The organism is Pseudomonas sp. BRM28 (genome assembly GCF_002939405.1).
Classification (GTDB): Bacteria; Pseudomonadota; Gammaproteobacteria; order Pseudomonadales; family Pseudomonadaceae; genus Aquipseudomonas; species Aquipseudomonas palmensis.
The window spans coordinates 1,115,957-1,135,221 of sequence record NZ_PEFV01000001.1 but is presented as its reverse complement, the minus strand read 5'-3'; the positions used below and the strand labels follow the sequence as shown (position 1 = coordinate 1,135,221).

At 65.9% G+C, this 19,265-nt stretch carries 18 protein-coding genes; 13 read left to right on the top strand and 5 right to left on the bottom strand.

Annotated elements, in window-relative coordinates; translation table 11 throughout:
• Nucleotides 1-89: 89 nt before the first annotated feature.
• Nucleotides 90-983, bottom strand: a complete 894-nt coding sequence (locus CR917_RS05400) for an acyl-CoA dehydrogenase family protein (protein ID WP_104571983.1) — start codon at nt 981-983, stop codon at nt 90-92.
• 133 nt (nt 984-1,116) lie between these two features.
• Here CR917_RS05400 and olsB point away from each other — a divergent pair, with 133 nt between their 5' ends.
• Both olsB and CR917_RS05390 read left to right on the top strand, forming a co-directional pair.
• On the top strand, nt 1,117-1,872 hold the full coding sequence (olsB, locus tag CR917_RS05395; protein ID WP_043862114.1) for an L-ornithine N(alpha)-acyltransferase: 756 nt from the start codon (nt 1,117-1,119) through the stop codon (nt 1,870-1,872).
• Nucleotides 1,872-2,657 carry a lysophospholipid acyltransferase family protein gene (locus CR917_RS05390; RefSeq protein WP_104571982.1) on the top strand — a complete coding sequence of 262 codons (786 nt, stop codon included), beginning with the start codon at nt 1,872-1,874 and terminating at the stop codon, nt 2,655-2,657. The genes olsB and CR917_RS05390 overlap by 1 nt, the downstream gene beginning before the upstream one ends.
• Here CR917_RS05390 and CR917_RS05385 read toward each other — a convergent pair.
• Nucleotides 2,633-3,223 (bottom strand): ACP phosphodiesterase, encoded by a 591-nt coding sequence (locus CR917_RS05385; RefSeq protein ID WP_043862112.1) that lies wholly within the window; start codon nt 3,221-3,223, stop codon nt 2,633-2,635. The genes CR917_RS05390 and CR917_RS05385 overlap by 25 nt on opposite strands.
• Nucleotides 3,224-3,382: 159 nt before the next feature.
• On the opposite strand from CR917_RS05385, the gene CR917_RS05380 reads away from it, so the two are divergent.
• From CR917_RS05380 to CR917_RS05370, 3 genes are read left to right on the top strand one after another with little or no spacing between them, the layout of a single operon-like run.
• Complete coding sequence (locus tag CR917_RS05380) at nt 3,383-3,685, top strand: helix-turn-helix transcriptional regulator (protein WP_043862111.1); 303 nt, start codon at nt 3,383-3,385, stop codon at nt 3,683-3,685.
• A 13-nt stretch (nt 3,686-3,698) separates the two neighbouring features.
• The gene (locus CR917_RS05375; RefSeq protein WP_104571981.1) at nt 3,699-4,868 is read left to right on the top strand and encodes an MFS transporter; all 1,170 of its coding nucleotides are present in this window, start codon (nt 3,699-3,701) and stop codon (nt 4,866-4,868) included.
• A 20-nt stretch (nt 4,869-4,888) separates the two neighbouring features.
• Nucleotides 4,889-5,938, top strand: a complete 1,050-nt coding sequence (locus tag CR917_RS05370) for an alkene reductase (protein WP_043862109.1) — start codon at nt 4,889-4,891, stop codon at nt 5,936-5,938.
• Between the two features lie 109 nt (nt 5,939-6,047).
• On the opposite strand, the gene CR917_RS05365 is transcribed toward CR917_RS05370, so the two are convergent.
• The 3 genes from CR917_RS05365 to CR917_RS05355 are packed head-to-tail and all read right to left on the bottom strand — an operon-like array spanning nt 6,048 to nt 8,846.
• A complete protein-coding gene (locus tag CR917_RS05365; RefSeq protein WP_058540893.1) occupies nt 6,048-6,872 on the bottom strand; it encodes a hypothetical protein in 825 nt (274 codons plus the stop codon).
• 39 nt (nt 6,873-6,911) lie between these two features.
• Nucleotides 6,912-7,907: an NAD(P)-dependent oxidoreductase gene (locus tag CR917_RS05360; RefSeq protein ID WP_104571980.1), complete on the bottom strand. Its 996-nt coding sequence runs from the start codon at nt 7,905-7,907 to the stop codon at nt 6,912-6,914.
• Nucleotides 7,908-7,919: 12 nt separating this feature from the next.
• Entirely contained in the window at nt 7,920-8,846 is a 927-nt protein-coding gene (locus tag CR917_RS05355; protein WP_043862106.1) for a LysR family transcriptional regulator ArgP, read from the bottom strand.
• A gap of 122 nt (nt 8,847-8,968) precedes the next feature.
• On the opposite strand from CR917_RS05355, the gene CR917_RS05350 reads away from it, so the two are divergent.
• From CR917_RS05350 to CR917_RS05315, 8 genes are all read left to right on the top strand, one after another.
• Complete coding sequence (locus tag CR917_RS05350) at nt 8,969-9,568, top strand: LysE/ArgO family amino acid transporter (RefSeq protein WP_043862105.1); 600 nt, start codon at nt 8,969-8,971, stop codon at nt 9,566-9,568.
• Nucleotides 9,569-9,754: 186 nt separating this feature from the next.
• Nucleotides 9,755-10,351, top strand: a complete 597-nt coding sequence (locus CR917_RS05345; RefSeq protein ID WP_054914821.1) for a superoxide dismutase — start codon at nt 9,755-9,757, stop codon at nt 10,349-10,351.
• A 294-nt stretch (nt 10,352-10,645) separates the two neighbouring features.
• Nucleotides 10,646-12,697 carry a bifunctional diguanylate cyclase/phosphodiesterase gene (locus CR917_RS05340; RefSeq protein WP_054914822.1) on the top strand — a complete coding sequence of 684 codons (2,052 nt, stop codon included), beginning with the start codon at nt 10,646-10,648 and terminating at the stop codon, nt 12,695-12,697.
• Between the two features lie 144 nt (nt 12,698-12,841).
• Nucleotides 12,842-14,173 (top strand): imelysin family protein, encoded by a 1,332-nt coding sequence (locus CR917_RS05335; RefSeq protein ID WP_043862102.1) that lies wholly within the window; start codon nt 12,842-12,844, stop codon nt 14,171-14,173.
• Nucleotides 14,174-14,342: 169 nt separating this feature from the next.
• A complete protein-coding gene (locus CR917_RS05330) occupies nt 14,343-15,770 on the top strand; it encodes a di-heme oxidoredictase family protein (RefSeq protein WP_043862101.1) in 1,428 nt (475 codons plus the stop codon).
• Between the two features lie 14 nt (nt 15,771-15,784).
• A complete protein-coding gene (locus CR917_RS05325; RefSeq protein ID WP_043862100.1) occupies nt 15,785-16,849 on the top strand; it encodes an imelysin family protein in 1,065 nt (354 codons plus the stop codon).
• Nucleotides 16,850-16,851: 2 nt separating this feature from the next.
• On the top strand, nt 16,852-17,949 hold the full coding sequence (locus tag CR917_RS05320; protein ID WP_088515534.1) for a DUF1513 domain-containing protein: 1,098 nt from the start codon (nt 16,852-16,854) through the stop codon (nt 17,947-17,949).
• Between the two features lie 163 nt (nt 17,950-18,112).
• The gene (locus CR917_RS05315) at nt 18,113-19,264 is read left to right on the top strand and encodes an efflux RND transporter periplasmic adaptor subunit (RefSeq protein WP_104571979.1); all 1,152 of its coding nucleotides are present in this window, start codon (nt 18,113-18,115) and stop codon (nt 19,262-19,264) included.
• Nucleotide 19,265: the final 1 nt, after the last annotated feature.

Below are 19,265 nucleotides of genomic sequence, written 5' to 3'. Positions count from 1 at the left end.
GTTCCTGAAAGCGTAAAGCCACCAACATTACCCGCCTGCCCGCACGGCAGCAAGCGACAGCCTGTGGCCATGCGGGCAGCCCGGCAACCTCAGGCCAGCCCGCTGCCGGCCCATGCCTTGGCCAGGCGCCTGACCCGCGCCGCGCTGGCGATCTGCAGGATGCCCTGGTCGCGCTGCCACAGCTCGGCCCAGGGCCCCGGCGTGCTCGTCAGCGCCTGGTCGAGCTCGCCGCTCAGTTGCGAGAACTGCGCGAACAGGCCGCCCAGCAACAGGTGGAACGCCGCCGAATCGGCGCATTGCCGGCTGCCTTCGGCACACCCGGCCAGCAGCCCGATCAGGCGCAGCAAAAGCCCCTGCGGCCAGGCATTGGCGCGGCCTACCCCGTACAGCCAGGCGCTCAGGGCGCTGAGCACGTACAGGTCTTCCAGCGAGCGGAACGGCTTGACGTAGGCGTCCCAGCCGTCACCGGCCAGGCGTTCGCACAGGGCCTGTTCAAGGTGCAGGCGGGCATGCCCGACCTCAGGCATCAACGGCAGGCTCGGCAAGGGCTCCACGCGCACACCGGGCTCCCCCGGGTACACCACCGCCAGGCTCAGCCGAGGCGCCTGGCCCGGTGCTTCGCAGCGCGCCGCCACCAGCAGCCAGTCGGCGTCCGGCCCGGCGGTGACGAAGTCCTTGCTGCCGCTCAGGCGCAGCGTGTCGAGCGCCAGGCGCATGCTCATGTCGGCGGCGCGCACGCTGCGCCGCTCACTCGCACACAGGGCGCCGAGGCCCGCCGGGGCGCTGGGCCACAGCACGCGCAAGGCGGCCTGGTAGCCCACCAGAAACGCCAGCCCTGGGGTCGGCATGGCTTGCCCGCCCAGCACTGCCAGCTCGAACGGGCTGACCGTGCCCAGCTGCTCCAGCAGGCTGGCGTAGGTGTCGCCCAGGTTACCGGTTGCCAAGGGCGGAATGGGGTCGTTGAGTCGCTGCAGCCAGGCCATCGGCGTGCTCCTTGAGGGCTGTCATACAAGCATCACCAAAGCTTCATGGGGGTGACACCGCGTCTACCTAGGCTGAGCTTGCACAACATAGTCGACCGGCCGCAACCCCATGGCTGGCTTATGGAGACTCGCAATGACCCTGACTGCATGCCCTGGCGACACCCGTAACGAACGCCGTCTGCAGGCCGAGCGCCTGGTCGGCCCCGCCGCGCTGCACGAAGCCCAGGCATTGCGCTTTCGCGTGTTCAGCAGCGAATTCAAGGCCAGGCTCAAAGGCGCCGAACACGGGCTGGACATGGACGACTACGACATCCACTGCCAGCACATCGGCGTACGCGACCTCAACAGCGGGCACCTGGTGGCCACCACCCGCCTGCTCGACCACCAGGCCGCCAGCAGCCTGGGGCGCTTCTACAGCGAAGAGGAGTTCAGCCTGCATGGCCTGGGCCATCTGCAGGGCCCCATCCTTGAACTGGGGCGCACCTGCGTCGACCCGGCCTACCGCAACGGCGGCACCATCGCGGTGCTGTGGGGCGAGCTTGCCGAGGTACTCAACGAGGGCCGCTACAGCTACCTGATGGGTTGCGCCAGCATCCCCATGCAGGACGGCGGCGTGCAGGCCCACGCGATCATGCAACGCCTGCGCGAGCGCTACCTGTGCACCGAGCACCTGCGCGCCGAACCGAAGAACCCGCTGCCCAGCCTGGCACTGCCCGGCAACGTCATCGCCGAGATGCCGCCGCTGCTCAAGGCCTACATGCGCCTGGGAGCCAAGATCTGCGGCGAGCCGTGCTGGGACGAAGACTTCCAGGTGGCCGACGTGTTCATCCTGCTCAAGCGCGACGAGCTGTGCCCACGCTACGCCCGCCACTTCAAGGCGGCGGTGTGATGCAACGCCTGCGCGTGTATGCGCGAATCGTCCGGGTGCTGCTGGTGGTGCTGTTCGGGCTGGGCATGGCCAGCCTGTTCAGCCTGTACGAGCGCCTGCACCTGAGTACTCCCGACGACCGCCGCCAGCGCTGGTCGCAATTGTTCATGGCCCGGCTTGCCCGGGCCTTGCCGTTCAAGGTCACGGTGATCGGCAACCGCCCGCAGCAACCGATGCTGTGGGTCAGCAACCACGTGTCGTGGACCGACATCCCGCTGCTGGGCATGCTCGCGCCGATGTCGTTCCTGTCCAAGGCAGAGGTGCGCCAGTGGCCGGTAGCCGGCTGGCTCGCGCTCAAGGCCGGCACCCTGTTCATCCGCCGCGGCGGCGGCGACAGCCAGCTGCTGCGCCAGCAGATCGCGCGGCACCTGCAACAGGCCTGCCCGGTGCTGATCTTCCCCGAAGGCACCACCACCGACGGGCGCAGCCTGCGCACCTTCCACGGGCGCCTGCTGGCCAGCGCGATCGACACCGCCACGCCCGTGCAACCGGTGGCCGTGCGCTACCTGCGGGGCGGCAAACCCGACCCCATCGCGCCGTTCGAGGGCGATGACGACCTGCTCTCGCACCTGCTGCGCCTGTTTGCCCACGACTGTGGCGAGGTGCAGATCCACCTGCTGGCGCCCATCCAGAGCGCCGGCCAGGAACGTGCGGCACTGGCGTTCAATGCCCAGCTGGCGATCCACACGGCGTTGTTCGGCGCCCAGCCGGTGGCCCAGCCTCAGCGCCGCGCCAAGGCGGCCTGAGCGTCGGCCGCAAAACCCTGCAGTTCGGGGTAGAAGTGGCGAAAGTCTTCCATCAGCGGGCCGTACAGCGCCTGTACCTCCTGCATCGCGCCTGCCATACCCTCGGGGCGTGACAGGCGCCGGGCGATACCGTTGAACACCTGTTCGAGCACCGCGAACTCGCGGTAAGACCCCAACCAGTCGTCCGCCGCCATGTACGGCGCAATCTGCGCCAGGCGCCCGGGCAGCTCGGGCTCGGCCGCCAGCACCTGGTACACGCGCCCGGTGAACTGGCTCAGCGGCTGCCGGGCATAGTCGTGCCAGTGCAACGCCAGGCAGTGGTCGAAAAACACATCGAGGATGATCCCGGCATAACGGCGCCGCTCGCGCGGAAAACGCGCCAGCGCCGCCAGTACCCGCGGGTGGCTGTCGGTGTACACGTCGATCTGGCGGTGCAGGCGGATGGCGGCTTCCAGCGGCTGGGCAAAGCGCCCCTGCAACGGCCCCTTGACGAAGTCGCCGTAAAGGCTGCCGAGCAGTTGTTCGGGCTGCTGGCCGCCCAGGTGAAGGTGTGCGAGGTAGTTCATAGGCCGCAGTCTAGCACCGCTTGCCCGCTTGAATATCGTTATAACCCGATATAGCGATTCATGCGCACGCCAGAACCAAATCATATTTGTATATCGCGAAATACCGATTTATATTTCGCCCCATCGCGATATAACGCTATACCCACCACGAGCCCACCCATGCCTCTTGATCTCGACGAAATAATAAAAGCCCTGGCCCACCCAGTACGGCGAGAAATCCTGAACTGGTTGAAAGACCCGCAAGCCTGCTTCCCTGACCAGCACCACAGCACCGAACACGGTGTGTGCGCCGGGCAGATCGACCAACGCTGCGGCCTGTCGCAGTCCACGGTCTCGGCCCACCTGGCCACCTTGCAGCGCGCGGGGCTGATCAGCAGCCAGAAGATAGGCCAGTGGCACTTCTTCAAACGCAACGAGGAAACCATCCAGGCCTTCCTCCAGCAGATGAGCCAAGAGCTCTGACAAGGACCTTGCAATGCCCCTTTCGCTGTTGATCCTGGCGCTGAGCGCCTTCGCCATCGGTACCACCGAGTTCGTCATCATGGGCCTGCTACCGGATGTGGCAAGCGACCTGGGTGTGTCGATCCCCGGTGCCGGCTGGCTGGTGACCGGCTACGCGCTGGGCGTGGCCATCGGCGCGCCGTTCATGGCCCTGGCCACCGCCCGGCTGCCGCGCAAGGCCGCACTGGTGGCGCTGATGGGGGTGTTCATCATCGGCAACCTGCTGTGCGCCCTGGCCACCGACTACAACGTGCTGATGTTTGCCCGCGTGGTCACCGCGCTGTGCCACGGCGCCTTCTTCGGCATCGGTTCGGTGGTGGCGGCCAACCTGGTTCCGGCCAACCGCCGCGCCTCGGCCGTGGCGCTGATGTTCACCGGCCTGACCCTGGCCAACGTGCTGGGCGTGCCACTGGGTACCGCGCTGGGCCAGGTGTACGGCTGGCGCTCGACGTTCTGGGCAGTGACCGTGATCGGCGTGATCGCGCTGATCGGCCTGATCCGCTTCCTGCCGATCAAGCGCGACGAAGAGAAACTCGACATGCGTGCCGAGCTGGCTGCGCTCAAGGGCGCCGGCATCTGGCTGTCGCTGTCGATGACCGTGCTGTTCTCGGCCTCGATGTTCGCCCTGTTCACCTATGTGGCGCCGTTGCTGGGTGATGTCACCGGCGTGTCGCCGCGCGGCGTGACCTGGACCCTGCTGCTGATCGGCCTGGGCCTGACCCTGGGCAACATCCTGGGCGGCAAGCTGGCCGATCGTCGGCTGGCTGCCACCCTGATGGGCGTGTTCGCCGCCATGGCGCTCATCTCCACCGCGCTGAGCTGGACCAGTACCGCGCTGATTCCGGCCGAGATCACCCTGTTCCTCTGGGCCACCGCCGCATTCGCCGCCGTGCCGGCCCTGCAGGTCAACGTGGTGAGCTTCGGCAGAGCGGCACCAAACCTGGTGTCGACCCTGAACATCGGTGCCTTCAACCTGGGCAATGCGCTGGGCGCCTGGGTCGGCGGCACCGTGATCGACCAGGGCCTGGGCCTGACCCGCGTGCCCCTGGCGGCAGCGGCGCTGGCCGTGCTGGCCCTGATCGTCACCCTTATCACATTCAGCCAGGGCGGCAACAACGCCGACCTGGCACCTGCCACTCACTGATTGCCACGAGGTTCACGCACATGACAACGCTATTCGACCCGATCACCCTTGGCGACCTCGAGTTGCCCAACCGCATCATCATGGCCCCGCTGACCCGCTGCCGGGCCGACGAAGGCCGCGTACCCAACGCGCTGATGGCCGAGTACTACGTACAGCGCGCCAGCGCCGGGCTGATTCTCAGCGAGGCCACCTCGGTGACCCCGCTGGGCGTGGGCTACCCCGACACACCGGGCATCTGGAGCAACGACCAGGTGCGTGGCTGGACCAACGTGACCAAGGCGCTGCACGGTGCTGGCGGGCGCATCTTCCTGCAACTGTGGCACGTGGGACGCATCTCGCACCCGCTGTACCTGAACGGCGAAACGCCGGTTGCGCCGAGCGCGGTGCAGCCCAAGGGGCATGTGAGCCTGGTGCGCCCGATCACCGAATTCGTCACCCCGCGCGCGCTGGAAACCGAGGAAATCGCCGACATCATCGAGGCCTACCGCGTCGGTGCCGAGAACGCCAAGGCGGCCGGCTTCGACGGTGTGGAGCTGCATGCGGCCAACGGCTACCTGATCGACCAGTTCCTGCAGAGCAGCACCAACCAGCGCACCGACGAATACGGCGGCTCGCTGGAGAACCGTGCACGGCTGCTGCTGGAAGCGACCGATGCGCTCATCGACGTGTGGGGCGCGCAGCGCGTGGGCGTGCACCTGTCGCCACGGGCCGACCTGCACGACATGGGCGATGCCAACCTGACCGAGACGTTCACCTACGTGGCGCGGGAGCTCGGCAAACGTGGCATCGCCTTCATCTGTGCGCGTGAGCGAGTGGCCGAAGACAGCATCGGGCCGTTGCTCAAAGAGGCGTTTGGCGGGCCGTACATCGCCAACGAACGCTTCGACAAGGCCAGTGCGAATGCTGCCATTGCCAACGGCACGGCCGATGCGGTGGCCTTCGGCGTGCCGTTCATTGCCAACCCCGACCTGCCGGCACGGCTGCAAGCGGATGCACCGCTGAACGAGCCACGGCCTGACACGTTCTACTCCAAGGGCCCGGTCGGGTACATCGATTACCCGGTGATGTAAGCGTCGGCTCTTTCGCGGGTCAAGCCCGCTCCCACAAGGGTATCGGTGGTGTGCAGACAGCCACTGTACCGGTGGGAGCGGGCTTGACCCGCGATAGCTTCACAGCGGATCAGGGCTTGGCGTTGATCTGCCGTTGCAGGTTCTGCACCTGGCTCTGCAAGGTGGTGATGTTGCGGGTCACCTGCCCGCGAAACGCATCGAACTCCGCCGTCGAGGCACCCGCCCCGGCAGCCGCCGCCGGGCGATTCTCCTGCTCGCTCTTGAGCACGATCAGGTCCTGTTCCAGGCGCTGGATCGCCGCCCCCGGATCCCCCTGCTTCTTCAATGCGGCAATCTCCGTCGACAGGCTCTTGAGCTGCGCATCGACCTTGCCGGTATCAGCCTGCGCCGCCTTCACCGCCGCCAGCTCCGTGGCCACGGCCTTGAGTTGCGCCTGCAACTGGGCATTGGTCGCCTGCTGCTCGCCAACCTGCGCCAGGGCCTGCTCCAGCCGCTTGCCCAGGTCACCCTGCTGCCCGGCTACGCCCTGCTGCTGCTTGCTCTGCTCGGCGAGGCTGGCCTGCAACTGCTTTATCTGCAGCTTCAGTGCCTCGCTGCCGGTGCTGACGCTCGACTCGCTGGCCGCCACCTTGCCGCTGATGTCCTGCAGGCGCCCGGCAGCTTCTTCACTGATGCGCGCAAAGCTTTCCTGGGTGGCCACCAGTTGCTGCTCCATCAGCGAAATCTGCTGGAAGCTCCACCAGCCAAGCCCGGCCAGGGCGATGAACGAAGCGCCCACCAGCGCCCACAACGGCCCGGTGGCCGCCGGCTTGCGCGGTTTGCCGCGCACGGCGGCCACCCGTGCACCTGGCGCCGGGGCAAAGTCGTCATCATCGCGACCGCCGGCCTTGAGGCTGGGTACATCATCGAAATCGTCGTGAGCATCGTTGCGCATGGATCAACCGCCGTGAGTGCAAATGAGCGCCAGTATAAGTCAGTGGCCGCCGTGCTGGGCCTTCCACCAGCCGCAGAATTCATCCAGCGCCGCCCACAGGCTGACCTGCGGGCGGTAGTCCAGTTGCTGGCGGGCGCGGCTGATGTCCAGGGTGAAATCCTTGTTCATCACCTGCACCGCCAGGCGCGACAGGGTCGGTTGCGGACGGCCCGGCCACAGCAGGCAGGCCCCCTCGTTCAGCGCGCCCAGGCTGTAGGCCAGGCCACTGGAGCGGTAGCGCGTGACCCGGGGCAGGTCCATGCGCCGCATCACGTAATTGATCACGTCCCACAGCGGCAGCGGGTGGCCGTTGCTGATGTTGTAGGCCTGCCCGAGCGCGTCGTTGCCGGCCAGCACCGCGTTGATCAGCGCCTCGTTGAGGTTCTGCACGCTGGTGAAGTCGACCTTGTTCAAGCCGTTGCCGATGATCGCCAGACGGCGTTTCTGCTGCATCTTGAGCAGGCGCGGGAAGATGCTCACATCCCCTGCCCCGGTGACGAAGCGCGGGCGCAGGGCCAGCACTTCCAGGCCGAACTCCTGGGCACCGAAAACCTTCTGCTCGGCCAGGTACTTGGTGGTCGCGTAGGCATCGTGCAGGCGCCGCGGCACCTGCTCTTCGGTCACCCCCAGGCGCGAGCGCCCGTTCCAGTAGATCGACGGCGAGGACAGGTGCACCAGGCGACGAACGTGTTCCTTCAGGCACGCCTCCACCACGTTCTCGGTGACCACCACGTTGCCCTGGTGAAAGTCCTGGTAGCGTCCCCAGTTGCCCACCGCACCGGCGCAGTGCACCACGGTTTCGACGCCTTGGCAGACCCGCCGGGCCAACTCCGGGTCGCCCAGGTCCCCCGGAATGAACTGGGCGCCGCGGCGCACCAGGTGCTCGACGCCTTCGGCCCGCCGGCCATTGACCCGTACCTCCATGCCCTGCTCCAGGGCAAAGCGCGCAAAGCGCCCGCCAATGAAGCCGCTTGCGCCGGTGACCAGAATTCGCATGAAGCACTCCGCCTACTTGTTTGCAGATGATGCAGACGCCGGCAAACCCGACCACGGCACCAACCAACTGCTGGCGCTGCGCCGCAGGTGGTCGGTGAGTTGGCCGAGCAATTGCCCGCCATTGCGCCAATGATGCCAGTACAGCGGCACATCGATCGGCTTATCCGCCAGAATTTCCACCAGCTGCCCGCTGGCCAGTTGCGCCTGGGCCTGCAATTCGGGCACCAGGCCCCAACCCACGCCGGCTTCGGTCATGCGCAGAAAGCCCTCCGAAGACGGGCACAGGTGATGCAGGAATGCACCATCGATACCCAGCGACACCAGGTAGCGGTGCTGCAGAAAATCGTCCGGGCCGAACACCACGGCCGGGGTGCGGGCCAGACGCGCCACCTCTACCCCCTGGGGAAAGTGGCGCGCCATGAAGTCGGGGCTGGCCAGCGCACGGTAGCGCATGGCGCCGAGCAGCTCGCTGCGCGCCCCGGCAACCGGTCGCTCGCTGGCGCACAGGCAGGCCGCCACTTCGCCAGCGCGCATGCGCTTGAGGCCCACCTCCTGGTCTTCCACCACCAGCTCCAGCAGCACCCGCTCCTGTGCACAGAACGCCCCGACCGCCGCCGCCCACCAGGTGGCCAGGCTGTCGGCGTTGAGCGCTACCCGCAGACGCTCGGGCTGGCCGCCATCGTCCAGCGCCGGCACCTGATGCTGCAGGTCGCGCTCGAGCAGGCGCACCTGCTGTACATGGTTGAGCAGGCGCTTGCCGATCTCGGTGGGCGCTGGCGGCGCGGCGCGTACCAGCACCGGCTGGCCAACGCGCGCCTCCAGCAGCTTGATGCGTTGCGAAATGGCCGATTGCGACAGCCCGAGCAACTGTGCGCCCCGCTCAAAACCGCCCTGCTCGATCACCGCCGCCAGGGCGGAAAGCAACTTGTAGTCGAACATCAGTTTCCCTAATGCCGGATGAGGTTTATTGGTTTTTCTTATACGCCCACTGTCCGCACAATAGCCAGCGATCCCCCCTGTATTTTCGGCAGCCCGTGTGGCTGCTTCGCGGAGCACCTCCCATGTGGCAAAGCTACCTCAACGGCCTGCTGGTCGCCTTCGGGCTGATCATGGCCATCGGCACCCAGAACGCTTTCGTGCTGGCGCAGAGCCTGCGCCGTGAGCACCACCTGCCGGTGGCGGCGCTGTGCGTGTTCTGTGATGCGGTGCTGGTGGCGCTTGGCGTGTTCGGTCTGGCCACGGTGCTGGCGCAGAACCCGACCCTGCTGGCGGTCGCGCGCTGGGGTGGGGTGGTGTTTCTGCTGTGGTATGGCAGCAAGGCGCTGATACGCGCCTGCTCCAGCCAGAGCCTGGAGCAGGGCGAGGGCCTGGGTCAGCGTTCGCGTCGCGCGGTGTTGCTCAGTGCCCTGGCGGTGACCCTGCTCAACCCCCACGTGTACCTGGATACCGTGTTGCTGATCGGCTCGCTGGGTGCGCAGCAAAGCGTGCCAGGTGCCTACGTGGCGGGTGCAGCCAGTGCCTCGCTGCTGTGGTTCTTCACCCTGGCGCTGGGTGCGGCCTGGTTGGCGCCGTGGCTGGCCCGGCCTGGCACCTGGCGCCTGCTGGACCTGATGGTGGCGGTGATGATGTTTGCGGTGGCGTTGCAACTGGCGCTGGGCTGACCCGTTCGTCAGGTGTCGGCAAAGGCTCTGGAACCTCTATTCCATACACTTGTTGCGTGGTTTAGGTCAGGGCCCGGTGCTATGATCCCGAATCTGCGTCGCAAAGAGTAAAAACTCGCCGATGCATTCCGGCCGCCCGTGATCGGCCTTGCGCTCACCGCAACAGACCTGATTAGGAGAATCACCATGGCTTTTGAATTGCCGCCGCTGCCTTACGCACACGATGCCCTGCAGCCGCACATTTCCAAGGAAACCCTGGAATACCACCACGACAAGCACCACAACACCTACGTCGTGAACCTGAACAACCTGGTGCCAGGCACCGAGTTCGAAGGCAAGACCCTGGAAGAGATCGTCAAGACTTCTTCGGGCGGTATCTTCAACAACGCCGCTCAGGTCTGGAACCACACCTTCTACTGGAACTGCCTGGCGCCAAACGCTGGTGGCCAGCCTACCGGTTCGCTGGCTGAAGCCATCAACGCCGCGTTCGGTTCGTTCGACAAGTTCAAGGAAGAGTTCACCAAGACGTCGGTTGGCACCTTCGGTTCCGGTTGGGGCTGGCTGGTCAAGAAAGCTGACGGCTCCCTGGCGCTGGCTAGCACCATCGGTGCCGGCAACCCGCTGACCAGCGGTGACACCCCGCTGCTGACCTGCGACGTGTGGGAGCATGCCTACTACATCGACTACCGTAACGTGCGTCCGAAGTATGTCGAGGCGTTCTGGAACCTGGTCAACTGGAAGTTCGTGGCTGAGCAGTTCGAAGGCAAGACCTTCACTGCATAAGTGCTGCTTCTGAAAAAACCCGGCTCAGGCCGGGTTTTTTTATGCCGAAAAAGCGGCAAAGAGCAAAACCCCACCCACCAACCTTTTTTAACCAATTTCACCAACACCCTCTCTTGCTGCCCCCCCATACCGCGCTAACATCAATCGTTGGGAAACTTGTCGTACATCGCTCAAGTCGCAAGGCCGGGCAACCGATACAGTGACCGCTGGATCATGAATCCTGCCAACGGCCGATAGTGGATTGCCACAGATGATGGCAAAATGATGCCATGCGCATGGATTAAGGAAACCCCATTGAAGCTGGAACTCAAAAACAGCTTGTCGGTCAAGTTGCTCAGAGTGGTCCTGCTCTCGGCACTGGCCGTGGGCGTGGTACTCAGCTGTGCGCAGATCGTCTTCGATGCCTACAAGACCCGCCAGGCTGTCGCCAACGACGCCCAGCGAATCCTCGACATGTTCCGCGACCCTTCCACCCAGGCCGTATACAGCCTGGACCGCGAAATGGGCATGCAGGTCATCGAGGGGCTGTTCCAGGATGAGTCCGTGCGCATGGCCTCCATCGGCCACCCCAACGAAACCATGCTGGCAGAAAAGTCGCGCCCTCTGCAGGAACTGCCGACCCGCTGGCTCACCGACCTGATCCTCGGCCAGGAACGCACCTACACCACCCAGCTCGTCGGCCGCGCGCCCTACAGCGAATACTACGGCGACCTGAGCATCACCCTCGATACCGGCGCCTACGGCCAGGGCTTCGTGGTCAATTCGGTGATCATCTTCATTGCCGGCGTGCTCCGCGCCCTGGCCATGGGGCTGGTGCTTTACCTGGTCTACCACTGGCTGCTGACCAAGCCACTGTCCAAGCTCATCGAGAACCTCACCCAGATCAACCCCGACCGCCCCAGCCAGCATCAGCTGCCGCTGCTCAAGGGCCACGAGAAGAACGAACTGGGCCTGTGGGTGAACACCGCCAACCAACTGTTGGCGTCCATCGAACGCAATACCCACCTGCGCCACGAGGCCGAGAACAGCCTGCTGCGCATGGCCCAGTACGACTTTCTCACCGGCCTGCCCAACCGCCAGCAACTGCAACAGCAACTGGACAAGATCCTGGTCGATGCCGGGCGCCTCCAGCGCCGGGTTGCGGTGCTGTGCGTAGGCCTGGACGACTTCAAGGGCATCAACGAACAATTCAGCTACCAGGCCGGCGACCAGTTGCTGCTGGCCCTGGCCGACCGCCTGCGTGCCCACAGCGGTCGCCTGGGTGCCCTCGCCCGCCTGGGCGGCGACCAGTTCGCGCTGGTGCAGGCCGACATCGAACAACCCTACGAGGCCGCCGAGCTGGCCCAGAGCATTCTCGATGACCTGGAAGCGCCGTTCGCCCTGGACCATCAGGAGATCCGCCTGCGCGCCACCATCGGCATCACCCTGTTCCCCGAAGACGGCGACAGCACCGAGAAGCTGCTGCAAAAGGCCGAACAGACCATGACCCTGGCCAAGAGCCGTTCGCGCAACCGCTATCAGTTCTACATCGCCAGCGTCGACAGCGAGATGCGCCGGCGCCGCGAGCTGGAAAAGGACCTGCGCGAAGCCCTGCCGCGCAATCAGCTGTACCTGGTTTACCAACCGCAGATCAGCTACCGCGACCACCGCGTGGTGGGCGTCGAGGCGCTGCTGCGCTGGCAGCACCCGGAGCTGGGCATGGTTCCGCCCGATCAGTTCATACCGCTGGCCGAACAGAACGGCAACATCATCGTGATCGGCGAATGGGTGCTCGACCAGGCCTGCCGGCAACTGCGCGAATGGCACGACCAGGGCTTCAGCGACCTGCGCATGGCAGTCAACCTGTCGACCGTGCAACTGCACCACAGCGAGCTGCCCCGGGTGGTCAACAACCTGCTGCAGATCTACCGCCTGCCGCCGCGCAGCCTGGAACTGGAAGTGACCGAGACCGGCCTGATGGAAGACATCAGCACTGCCGCCCAGCACCTGCTGAGCCTGCGCCGCTCCGGCGCGCTGATTGCGATCGACGACTTCGGCACCGGCTACTCCTCGCTCAGCTACCTCAAGTCGCTGCCGCTGGACAAGATCAAGATCGACAAGAGCTTCGTGCAGGACCTGCTCGACGATGACGACGACGCCACCATCGTTCGCGCGATAATCCAGCTGGGCAAGAGCCTGGGCATGCAGGTGATCGCCGAGGGCGTGGAAACCGCCGAGCAGGAAGCCTACATCATTGCCCAGGGCTGTCATGAAGGTCAGGGCTACCACTACAGCAAACCGCTGCCGGCACGCGAGCTGACCGCCTTCCTCAAAGCGGCGCAACGCAACCAGGTATCGATTCTGTGAGTGACGCTGCCGCCAAGGGCAGCGTGAACAGCATTTGAATTTTTACGTGGCAACCTCTTTACAGAAAATGCATATCTTTCGCATTATGTTGCACCTTTGCGTGCGGCTGCACGCCTGTTCAACCTCTCGACGCAGGAATAGCCCATGATTCGTATGCCTCTGGCCACCGCCAGTCTGCTGGCCATTGCCATCTCCCTCGCCGGCTGCGGCGATGACAAGGACAAGGCCGCCGCACCACAGGCCGCCGCACCTGCTGCCGCCAGCACCACCCAGGCGTCCGGGGCCGTCGACGAAGCCGCCGCCCAGGCGGTGGTCAAGCACTACGCCGAGATGGTGTATGCCGTGTACAGCGACTCGCTGAGCACCGCCAAGACCCTGCAGACCGCAGTCGATGCCTTCCTTGCCAAGCCCGACGCCGACACCCTGGCCGCCGCCAGGACTGCCTGGGTAGCCGCCCGTGTACCGTACCTGCAGAGCGAAGTGTTCCGCTTCGGCAACACCATCATCGACGACTGGGAAGGTCAGGTGAACGCCTGGCCGCTGGACGAAGGCCTGATCGACTACGTCGACAAGAGCTATGAACACGCCCTGGGCAACCCGGCCGCCACCGCCAACATCATCGCCAACACCGAGATCCAGGTGGGCGAAGACAAGGTCGACGTCAAGGACCTGACCCCCGAGAAGCTGGCCAGCCTGAACGAGCTGGGCGGTTCGGAAGCCAACGTCGCCACCGGCTACCACGCCATCGAATTCCTGCTGTGGGGCCAGGACCTCAACGGCACCGGCCCGGGCGCCGGCAACCGCCCTGCCTCGGACTACCTGCAAGGCGAAGGCGCCACCGGCGGTCACAACGAGCGTCGTCGTGCCTACCTCAAGGCCGTGACCCAGCTGCTGGTCAACGACCTGGAAGAAATGGTCGGCAACTGGAAGCCGGCAGTGGCCGACAACTATCGCGCCACCCTGGAGGCAGAACCTGTCGCCAACGGCCTGCGCAAGATGCTGTTCGGCATGGGCAGCCTGTCGCTGGGCGAACTCGCGGGCGAGCGCATGAAGGTCTCGCTGGAAGCCAACTCGCCTGAGGACGAGCAGGACTGCTTCAGCGACAACACCCACTACTCGCACTTCTACGACGCCAAGGGTATCCGCAACGTCTACCTGGGCGAGTACACCCGCACCGACGGCACCAAGCTGAGCGGCCCGAGCCTGTCGTCGCTGGTGGCCAAGGTCGATCCGGCCACCGACAACACCCTGAAGGCCGATCTGGAAGCCACCGAGGCGAAGATCCAGGTGATGGTCGACCACGCCCTCAAGGGTGAGCACTACGACCAGTTGATCGCTGCCGACAACGCTGCGGGCAACCAGATCGTGCGTGACGCCATCGCCGCGCTGGTCAAGCAGACCGGTGCCATCGAACAGGCTGCGGGCAAACTGGGCATCACCGACCTGAACCCGGACACCGCTGACCACGAGTTCTGAGTGGTAGCGTGCTGAAACAGAGGCGGCCTTCGGGTCGCCTTTTTTTGTGGGACCTCTTCGCTGGAAGCTGAAGCAGATTTCATCCAGCAAACGCAAATCCCTCTTATTCATATCCCCCGCGCCTGCTAAGCTTGCACGCCGGTTTTACGCTAGCCATTCAGGATTCTCGATGCCCGCTCCGCTTCACCGCGCCCTTCCCCTGCTATTGGCCCTGGCCCTGAGCGCCTGTGACGACGCCCCGCGTTTCACCAAGGCCGAACCTGGCGAGGCGCGTGCCGGTGGCAGCACCACCGTGAACAAGCGCGACCGCAACGCCTACTCCATGCCCTCGGCCAACCTCACCCCGAGCCAGCGCCTGGACTTCAGCGTGGGCAACAGCTTCTTCCGCAGCCCGTGGGTGATCGCCCCGTCCACCACCACCGCACGCGATGGCCTGGGCCCGCTGTTCAACACCAACGCCTGCCAGAACTGCCATATTCGCGACGGGCGCGGGCACCCGCCCGCAGAGGGCGCCAAAAACGCGGTATCGATGCTGGTGCGCCTGTCGATCCCCGACCAGCCCGAATACGCCAAGGTCATCGAGCAACTGGGCATCGTGCCCGAGCCGGTCTATGGCGGGCAGTTGCAGGACATGGCCGTGCCCGGCGTGGCCCCCGAGGGCAAGGTGCGGGTCAGCTACACCCCGGTGAACGTCACCTTCAAGGACGGCACCCAGGTCGAACTGCGCAAGCCGCAGCTGCAGATCACCCAGCTTGGCTACGGCCCGATGCACCCCGACACACGCTTCTCGGCACGCGTCGCGCCGCCGATGATCGGCCTGGGCCTGCTCGAGGCCATCCCTGATGAGGCCATCCTGGCCAACGCCGACCCCGAGGGGCGCAACGGCACCGGCATTCGTGGCCGGCCCAACCTGGTATGGGACGACGCCCAGGGCAAGCAGGTACTTGGCCGCTTCGGCTGGAAGGCCGGGCAACCCAACCTCAACCAGCAGAACGCCCATGCGTTCTCCAGCGACATGGGCCTGACCAGCAGCCTGGTGCCGCGCGACGACTGCACCCCGGCGCAGCTCGATTGCCTGGCCCAGCCCAATGGCAACGGCGCCGATGGCGAGCAGGAGGTCAGCGACAACATCCTGCGCCTGGTGCTGTTCTACACCCGCAACCTGGCGGTGCCGGTACGCAAGGACGTCGATTCGCCCCAGGTGCTGGCTGGCAAGAACCTGTTCTTCCAGGCCGGCTGCCAGGGCTGCCACACCCCCACATTCACCACCTCGGCCAATGCCGCCGAGCCGGAGCTGGCCAACCAGACCATCCGCCCCTACAGCGACCTGTTGCTGCACGACATGGGCCCGGGGCTGGCCGACAACCGCAGCGAATTCGCCGCCGGTGGCCAGGACTGGCGCACCGCGCCGCTGTGGGGCATCGGCCTGAATCAGACCGTCAGTGGTCATACCCAGTTTCTGCATGACGGGCGCGCCCGCAACCTGCTCGAGGCCGTGCTCTGGCACGGCGGCGAAGCCGAGCCTGCGCGCCAGCACGTCTTGACCTTCAATGCCGAGCAACGCGCCGCGTTGCTGGCGTTCCTGAACTCACTCTAGAGAAGGAGCCGGACATGTTCCGTCCCAAGCTGTTGTTCACCAGCCTCGCCGCCATCGCCCTGGGCGCCTGCTCGCCGCAGGACCCGCAGGCCGTGACCTCTGCCGCGATCGCCAAGCAGGTGATCCTGCCGACCTACAGCCGCTGGGTCGAAGCCGACCGCCAGCTGGCCGTCAGCGCCCTGGCCTTCTGCGAAGGCAAGGCCGACCTGGCCACCGCACGCGCCGACTTCCTGCACGCACAAAAAGCCTGGGCCGAGTTGCAACCGCTGCTGATCGGCCCGCTGGCCGAGGGCAACCGCGCCTGGCAGGTGCAGTTCTGGCCCGACAAGAAGAACCTGGTGGGCCGTCAGGTCGAGCAACTGGTCAACGGCGACAAGCCGGTGGATGCCGAGACCGTGGCCAAGTCCAGCGTCGTGGTCCGCGGCCTGTCGGCCTACGAGTACATCCTGTTCGACAGCAAGCCGGACGTCGCCACCGCCGAACAGAAGGCCCGTTATTGCCCGCTGCTGGTGGCCATTGGCGAACACCAGAAGAACCTCGCCGAAGAGATCCTCAAGGGCTGGAACAGCACCGACGGCATGCTGGCGCAGATGACCAAGTTCCCCAACCAGCGCTACGCCGACTCCCATGAGGCGATCGCCGACCTGCTGCGCGCCCAGGTCACCGCGCTGGACACCCTGAAGAAGAAGCTCGGCACGCCGATGGGTCGCCTGAGCAAGGGCATCCCGCAGCCGCTGCAGGCTGAAGCCTGGCGCAGCCACTCCTCGCTCAAGAGCCTGGAAGCCAGCCTGATCGCCGCCCAGACCGTGTGGGTCGGGGTCGACAACCAGGGCCTGCGCGGCCTGCTGGGCAAGGACCAGAAGGCCCTGGCCGACAAGATCGACGCGGCCTATGCTGATGCCCTCAAGCAACTGAAGGCGATCGACCGGCCCCTGGGCGAAATGCTCCAGGACGATGCCGGCCGCGAGCAACTGAACGCCTTCTACGACAGCCTGAACGTGGTTCACCGCCTGCATGAAGGTGAACTGGCCAAGGCGCTGAACATCCAGCTGGGCTTCAATGCCAACGACGGTGACTGATCATGTTGCGACGCCAGGCCCTCAAACTCGGTAGCGTGCTGCTCAGCGCCCTGACCCTGGGTGGCTGGACCCTGTGGCGCAGCAAGGGCCAGCAGCCGCTGCTGCTGTCGGCCCGTGACGATGCCGACGGCAAGCACTATGCCGTGGGCTATCGCCTGGACGGCACCCAGGTGTTCGCCACCCAGGTCGGCCTGCGCTGCCACGACATCATCAACCACCCCGAGCGGCCGATCGCGCTGTTCGTGGCGCGCCGCCCCGGGACCGAGAGCTACCTGATCGACCTGCGCGACGGGCGCCTGCTGCAGACCCTGGCCTCGCAGCCGAACCGGCACTTCTATGGCCACGCGGTGATCCACAAGGGCGGCGAATGGCTGTACGCCACCGAGAACGACACTACCGACCCGGGCCGTGGCGTGCTGGGTGTGTACCGCTTCGAAGGCGAACGCCTGGCCCATCATTCGGAAATCCCGACCCACGGCATCGGCCCGCACCAGGTGTCGTGGCTGCCTGACGGCGAGACCCTGGTGGTGGCCAATGGCGGTATCCGCACCGAAGCCGAGAGCCGGGTGGAGATGAACCTGGATGCGATGCAGCCCAGCCTGGTGCTGATGCAGCGCGACGGCACCCTGCTGAGCAAGGAAACCCTGAGCCAGCAGATGAACAGCGTGCGCCACCTGGCGATTGCCGACGACGGCACCGTGCTGGCGTGCCAGCAGTTCATGGGCGGCTCGGACGAAACCGCCGAATTGCTGGCGATCAAGCGTCCGGGGCAGCCGTTCGTGGCCTTCCCGGTGCCGGAGCACCAGTTGCAGTCCATGGCCCAGTACACCGCCAGCGTGGCGGTGCACAGCGAGCTGCGACTGGTGGCGATGACCGCGCCACGGGCCAACCGCCTGTTCATCTGGGACCTGGACAGCGCCGAGGTGAAGCTGGATGCGCCGATGCCGGACTGCGCGGGCGTGGGCGCAGTGGCCGATGGCTTTGTGGTGACCTCCGGGCAAGGGCGTTGCCGGCTGTACGACTGCCGCAAGGCAGCGCTGGTGGGGCAACCGCTGCAACTGCCTTCGGGGTTGTGGGACAACCATCTGCACCTGATCTGATATCCGGTCGCCCCTTTCGCCGGCAAGGCCGGCTCCTACGGGTTGGGCGCCGTCTGTAGGAGCCGGCCTTGCCGGCGAAGCAGCAAATATCCCCAAGCAACACCCGGCCCCCTGCGCCGCGACCGACTAGACTTGCGCAACAACGCTTCCAGGGAGCTGGTCCATGCTGCGCCGTCGCATGCTCATCATGCTGGGTATCGTCCTGCTGCTGGTGCTGGCCCTGGGCGGCTACAAGGGCTTGTCCATCTACCGCCAGATCCAGCAGTTCTCCGCGCCCAAGCCGCCGGTCAGCGTTGCCGCCGCCGAGGCGCGCGAGCAGCCCTGGCAAAGCCGCCTGCCCGCCGTGGGCAGCCTCAAGGCCCTGCAAGGGGTGGACCTGAGCCTGGAGATCGCCGGCACGGTCAAGGCCCTGCACTTCGAATCCGGCCAGCAGGTCAAGGCCGGGCAACTGCTGCTGCAGCTGGACAGCGACGTGGAGACTGCCCTGCTCGGCACCGCCCAGGCCGACCTCGGGCTGGCCCAGGTGGATTATCAGCGAGGCAGCCAGCTGGTCGGCAGCCAGGCCATCTCCAAGGGCGAATTCGACCGCCTGCGCGCCCAACTGCTGCGCAACCAGGCGGTAGTGGCGCAACTCAAGGCATCCCTGGCGAAAAAGAGCATCAACGCGCCGTTCACCGGCACCATCGGTATCCGCCAGGTCGACCTGGGCAGCTACCTGGCCAGCGGCACGGTGATCGCCACCCTGCAGGACCTGAGCAGCCTGTATGTCGACTTCTTCGTGCCGGAACAGGCGCTGCCCAACCTCAGCCTCGGCCAGCAGGCGCTGGTCTCGGTGGCCGCCTACCCGCACCGCAGCTTCACCGCCACCCTCAGCGCGATCAACCCCAAGGTCGACGACACCACCCGCAACCTGCAGGTGCGCGCCACCCTGGCCAACCCCGACGGCACGTTGCTGCCGGGCATGTTCGCCAGCCTGCAGGTGTTGCTGCCCAACCCGCGCAACGCGGTGGTGGTGCCGCAGAGCGCCGTCACCTACACCCTCTATGGCAACTCGGTGTATGTCGCCGTGCCGAAAAAGTCCGAAGACGGCAAGGTGCAGACCACGGCCGATGGCCAGCCGCAACTGATCGCCGAGCGGCGCTTCGTCGAGACCGGCGAGCGCCGCGACGGCCTGGTGGTGATCGCCAAGGGCCTCACGCCCGGCGAAACGGTGGTCACCGCCGGCCAGTTGAAGCTGACCCAGGGCGCTGCCGTCACCCTGAGCGCCGACAAGACCCTGCAAGCCGAACCGACCAGCCAGCCCGGCGCCGACTGAC

Coding starts and splice junctions, on each gene's coding strand:
- CR917_RS05400 (WP_104571983.1), bottom strand. CDS start 983: ATGGCCTGGCTGCAGCGACTCAACGACCCCATTCCGCCCTTGGCAACC.
- olsB (WP_043862114.1), top strand. CDS start 1,117: ATGACCCTGACTGCATGCCCTGGCGACACCCGTAACGAACGCCGTCTG.
- CR917_RS05390 (WP_104571982.1), top strand. CDS start 1,872: ATGCAACGCCTGCGCGTGTATGCGCGAATCGTCCGGGTGCTGCTGGTG.
- CR917_RS05385 (WP_043862112.1), bottom strand. CDS start 3,223: ATGAACTACCTCGCACACCTTCACCTGGGCGGCCAGCAGCCCGAACAA.
- CR917_RS05380 (WP_043862111.1), top strand. CDS start 3,383: ATGCCTCTTGATCTCGACGAAATAATAAAAGCCCTGGCCCACCCAGTA.
- CR917_RS05375 (WP_104571981.1), top strand. CDS start 3,699: ATGCCCCTTTCGCTGTTGATCCTGGCGCTGAGCGCCTTCGCCATCGGT.
- CR917_RS05370 (WP_043862109.1), top strand. CDS start 4,889: ATGACAACGCTATTCGACCCGATCACCCTTGGCGACCTCGAGTTGCCC.
- CR917_RS05365 (WP_058540893.1), bottom strand. CDS start 6,872: ATGCGCAACGATGCTCACGACGATTTCGATGATGTACCCAGCCTCAAG.
- CR917_RS05360 (WP_104571980.1), bottom strand. CDS start 7,907: ATGCGAATTCTGGTCACCGGCGCAAGCGGCTTCATTGGCGGGCGCTTT.
- CR917_RS05355 (WP_043862106.1), bottom strand. CDS start 8,846: ATGTTCGACTACAAGTTGCTTTCCGCCCTGGCGGCGGTGATCGAGCAG.
- CR917_RS05350 (WP_043862105.1), top strand. CDS start 8,969: ATGTGGCAAAGCTACCTCAACGGCCTGCTGGTCGCCTTCGGGCTGATC.
- CR917_RS05345 (WP_054914821.1), top strand. CDS start 9,755: ATGGCTTTTGAATTGCCGCCGCTGCCTTACGCACACGATGCCCTGCAG.
- CR917_RS05335 (WP_043862102.1), top strand. CDS start 12,842: ATGATTCGTATGCCTCTGGCCACCGCCAGTCTGCTGGCCATTGCCATC.
- CR917_RS05330 (WP_043862101.1), top strand. CDS start 14,343: ATGCCCGCTCCGCTTCACCGCGCCCTTCCCCTGCTATTGGCCCTGGCC.
- CR917_RS05325 (WP_043862100.1), top strand. CDS start 15,785: ATGTTCCGTCCCAAGCTGTTGTTCACCAGCCTCGCCGCCATCGCCCTG.
- CR917_RS05320 (WP_088515534.1), top strand. CDS start 16,852: ATGTTGCGACGCCAGGCCCTCAAACTCGGTAGCGTGCTGCTCAGCGCC.
- CR917_RS05315 (WP_104571979.1), top strand. CDS start 18,113: ATGCTGCGCCGTCGCATGCTCATCATGCTGGGTATCGTCCTGCTGCTG.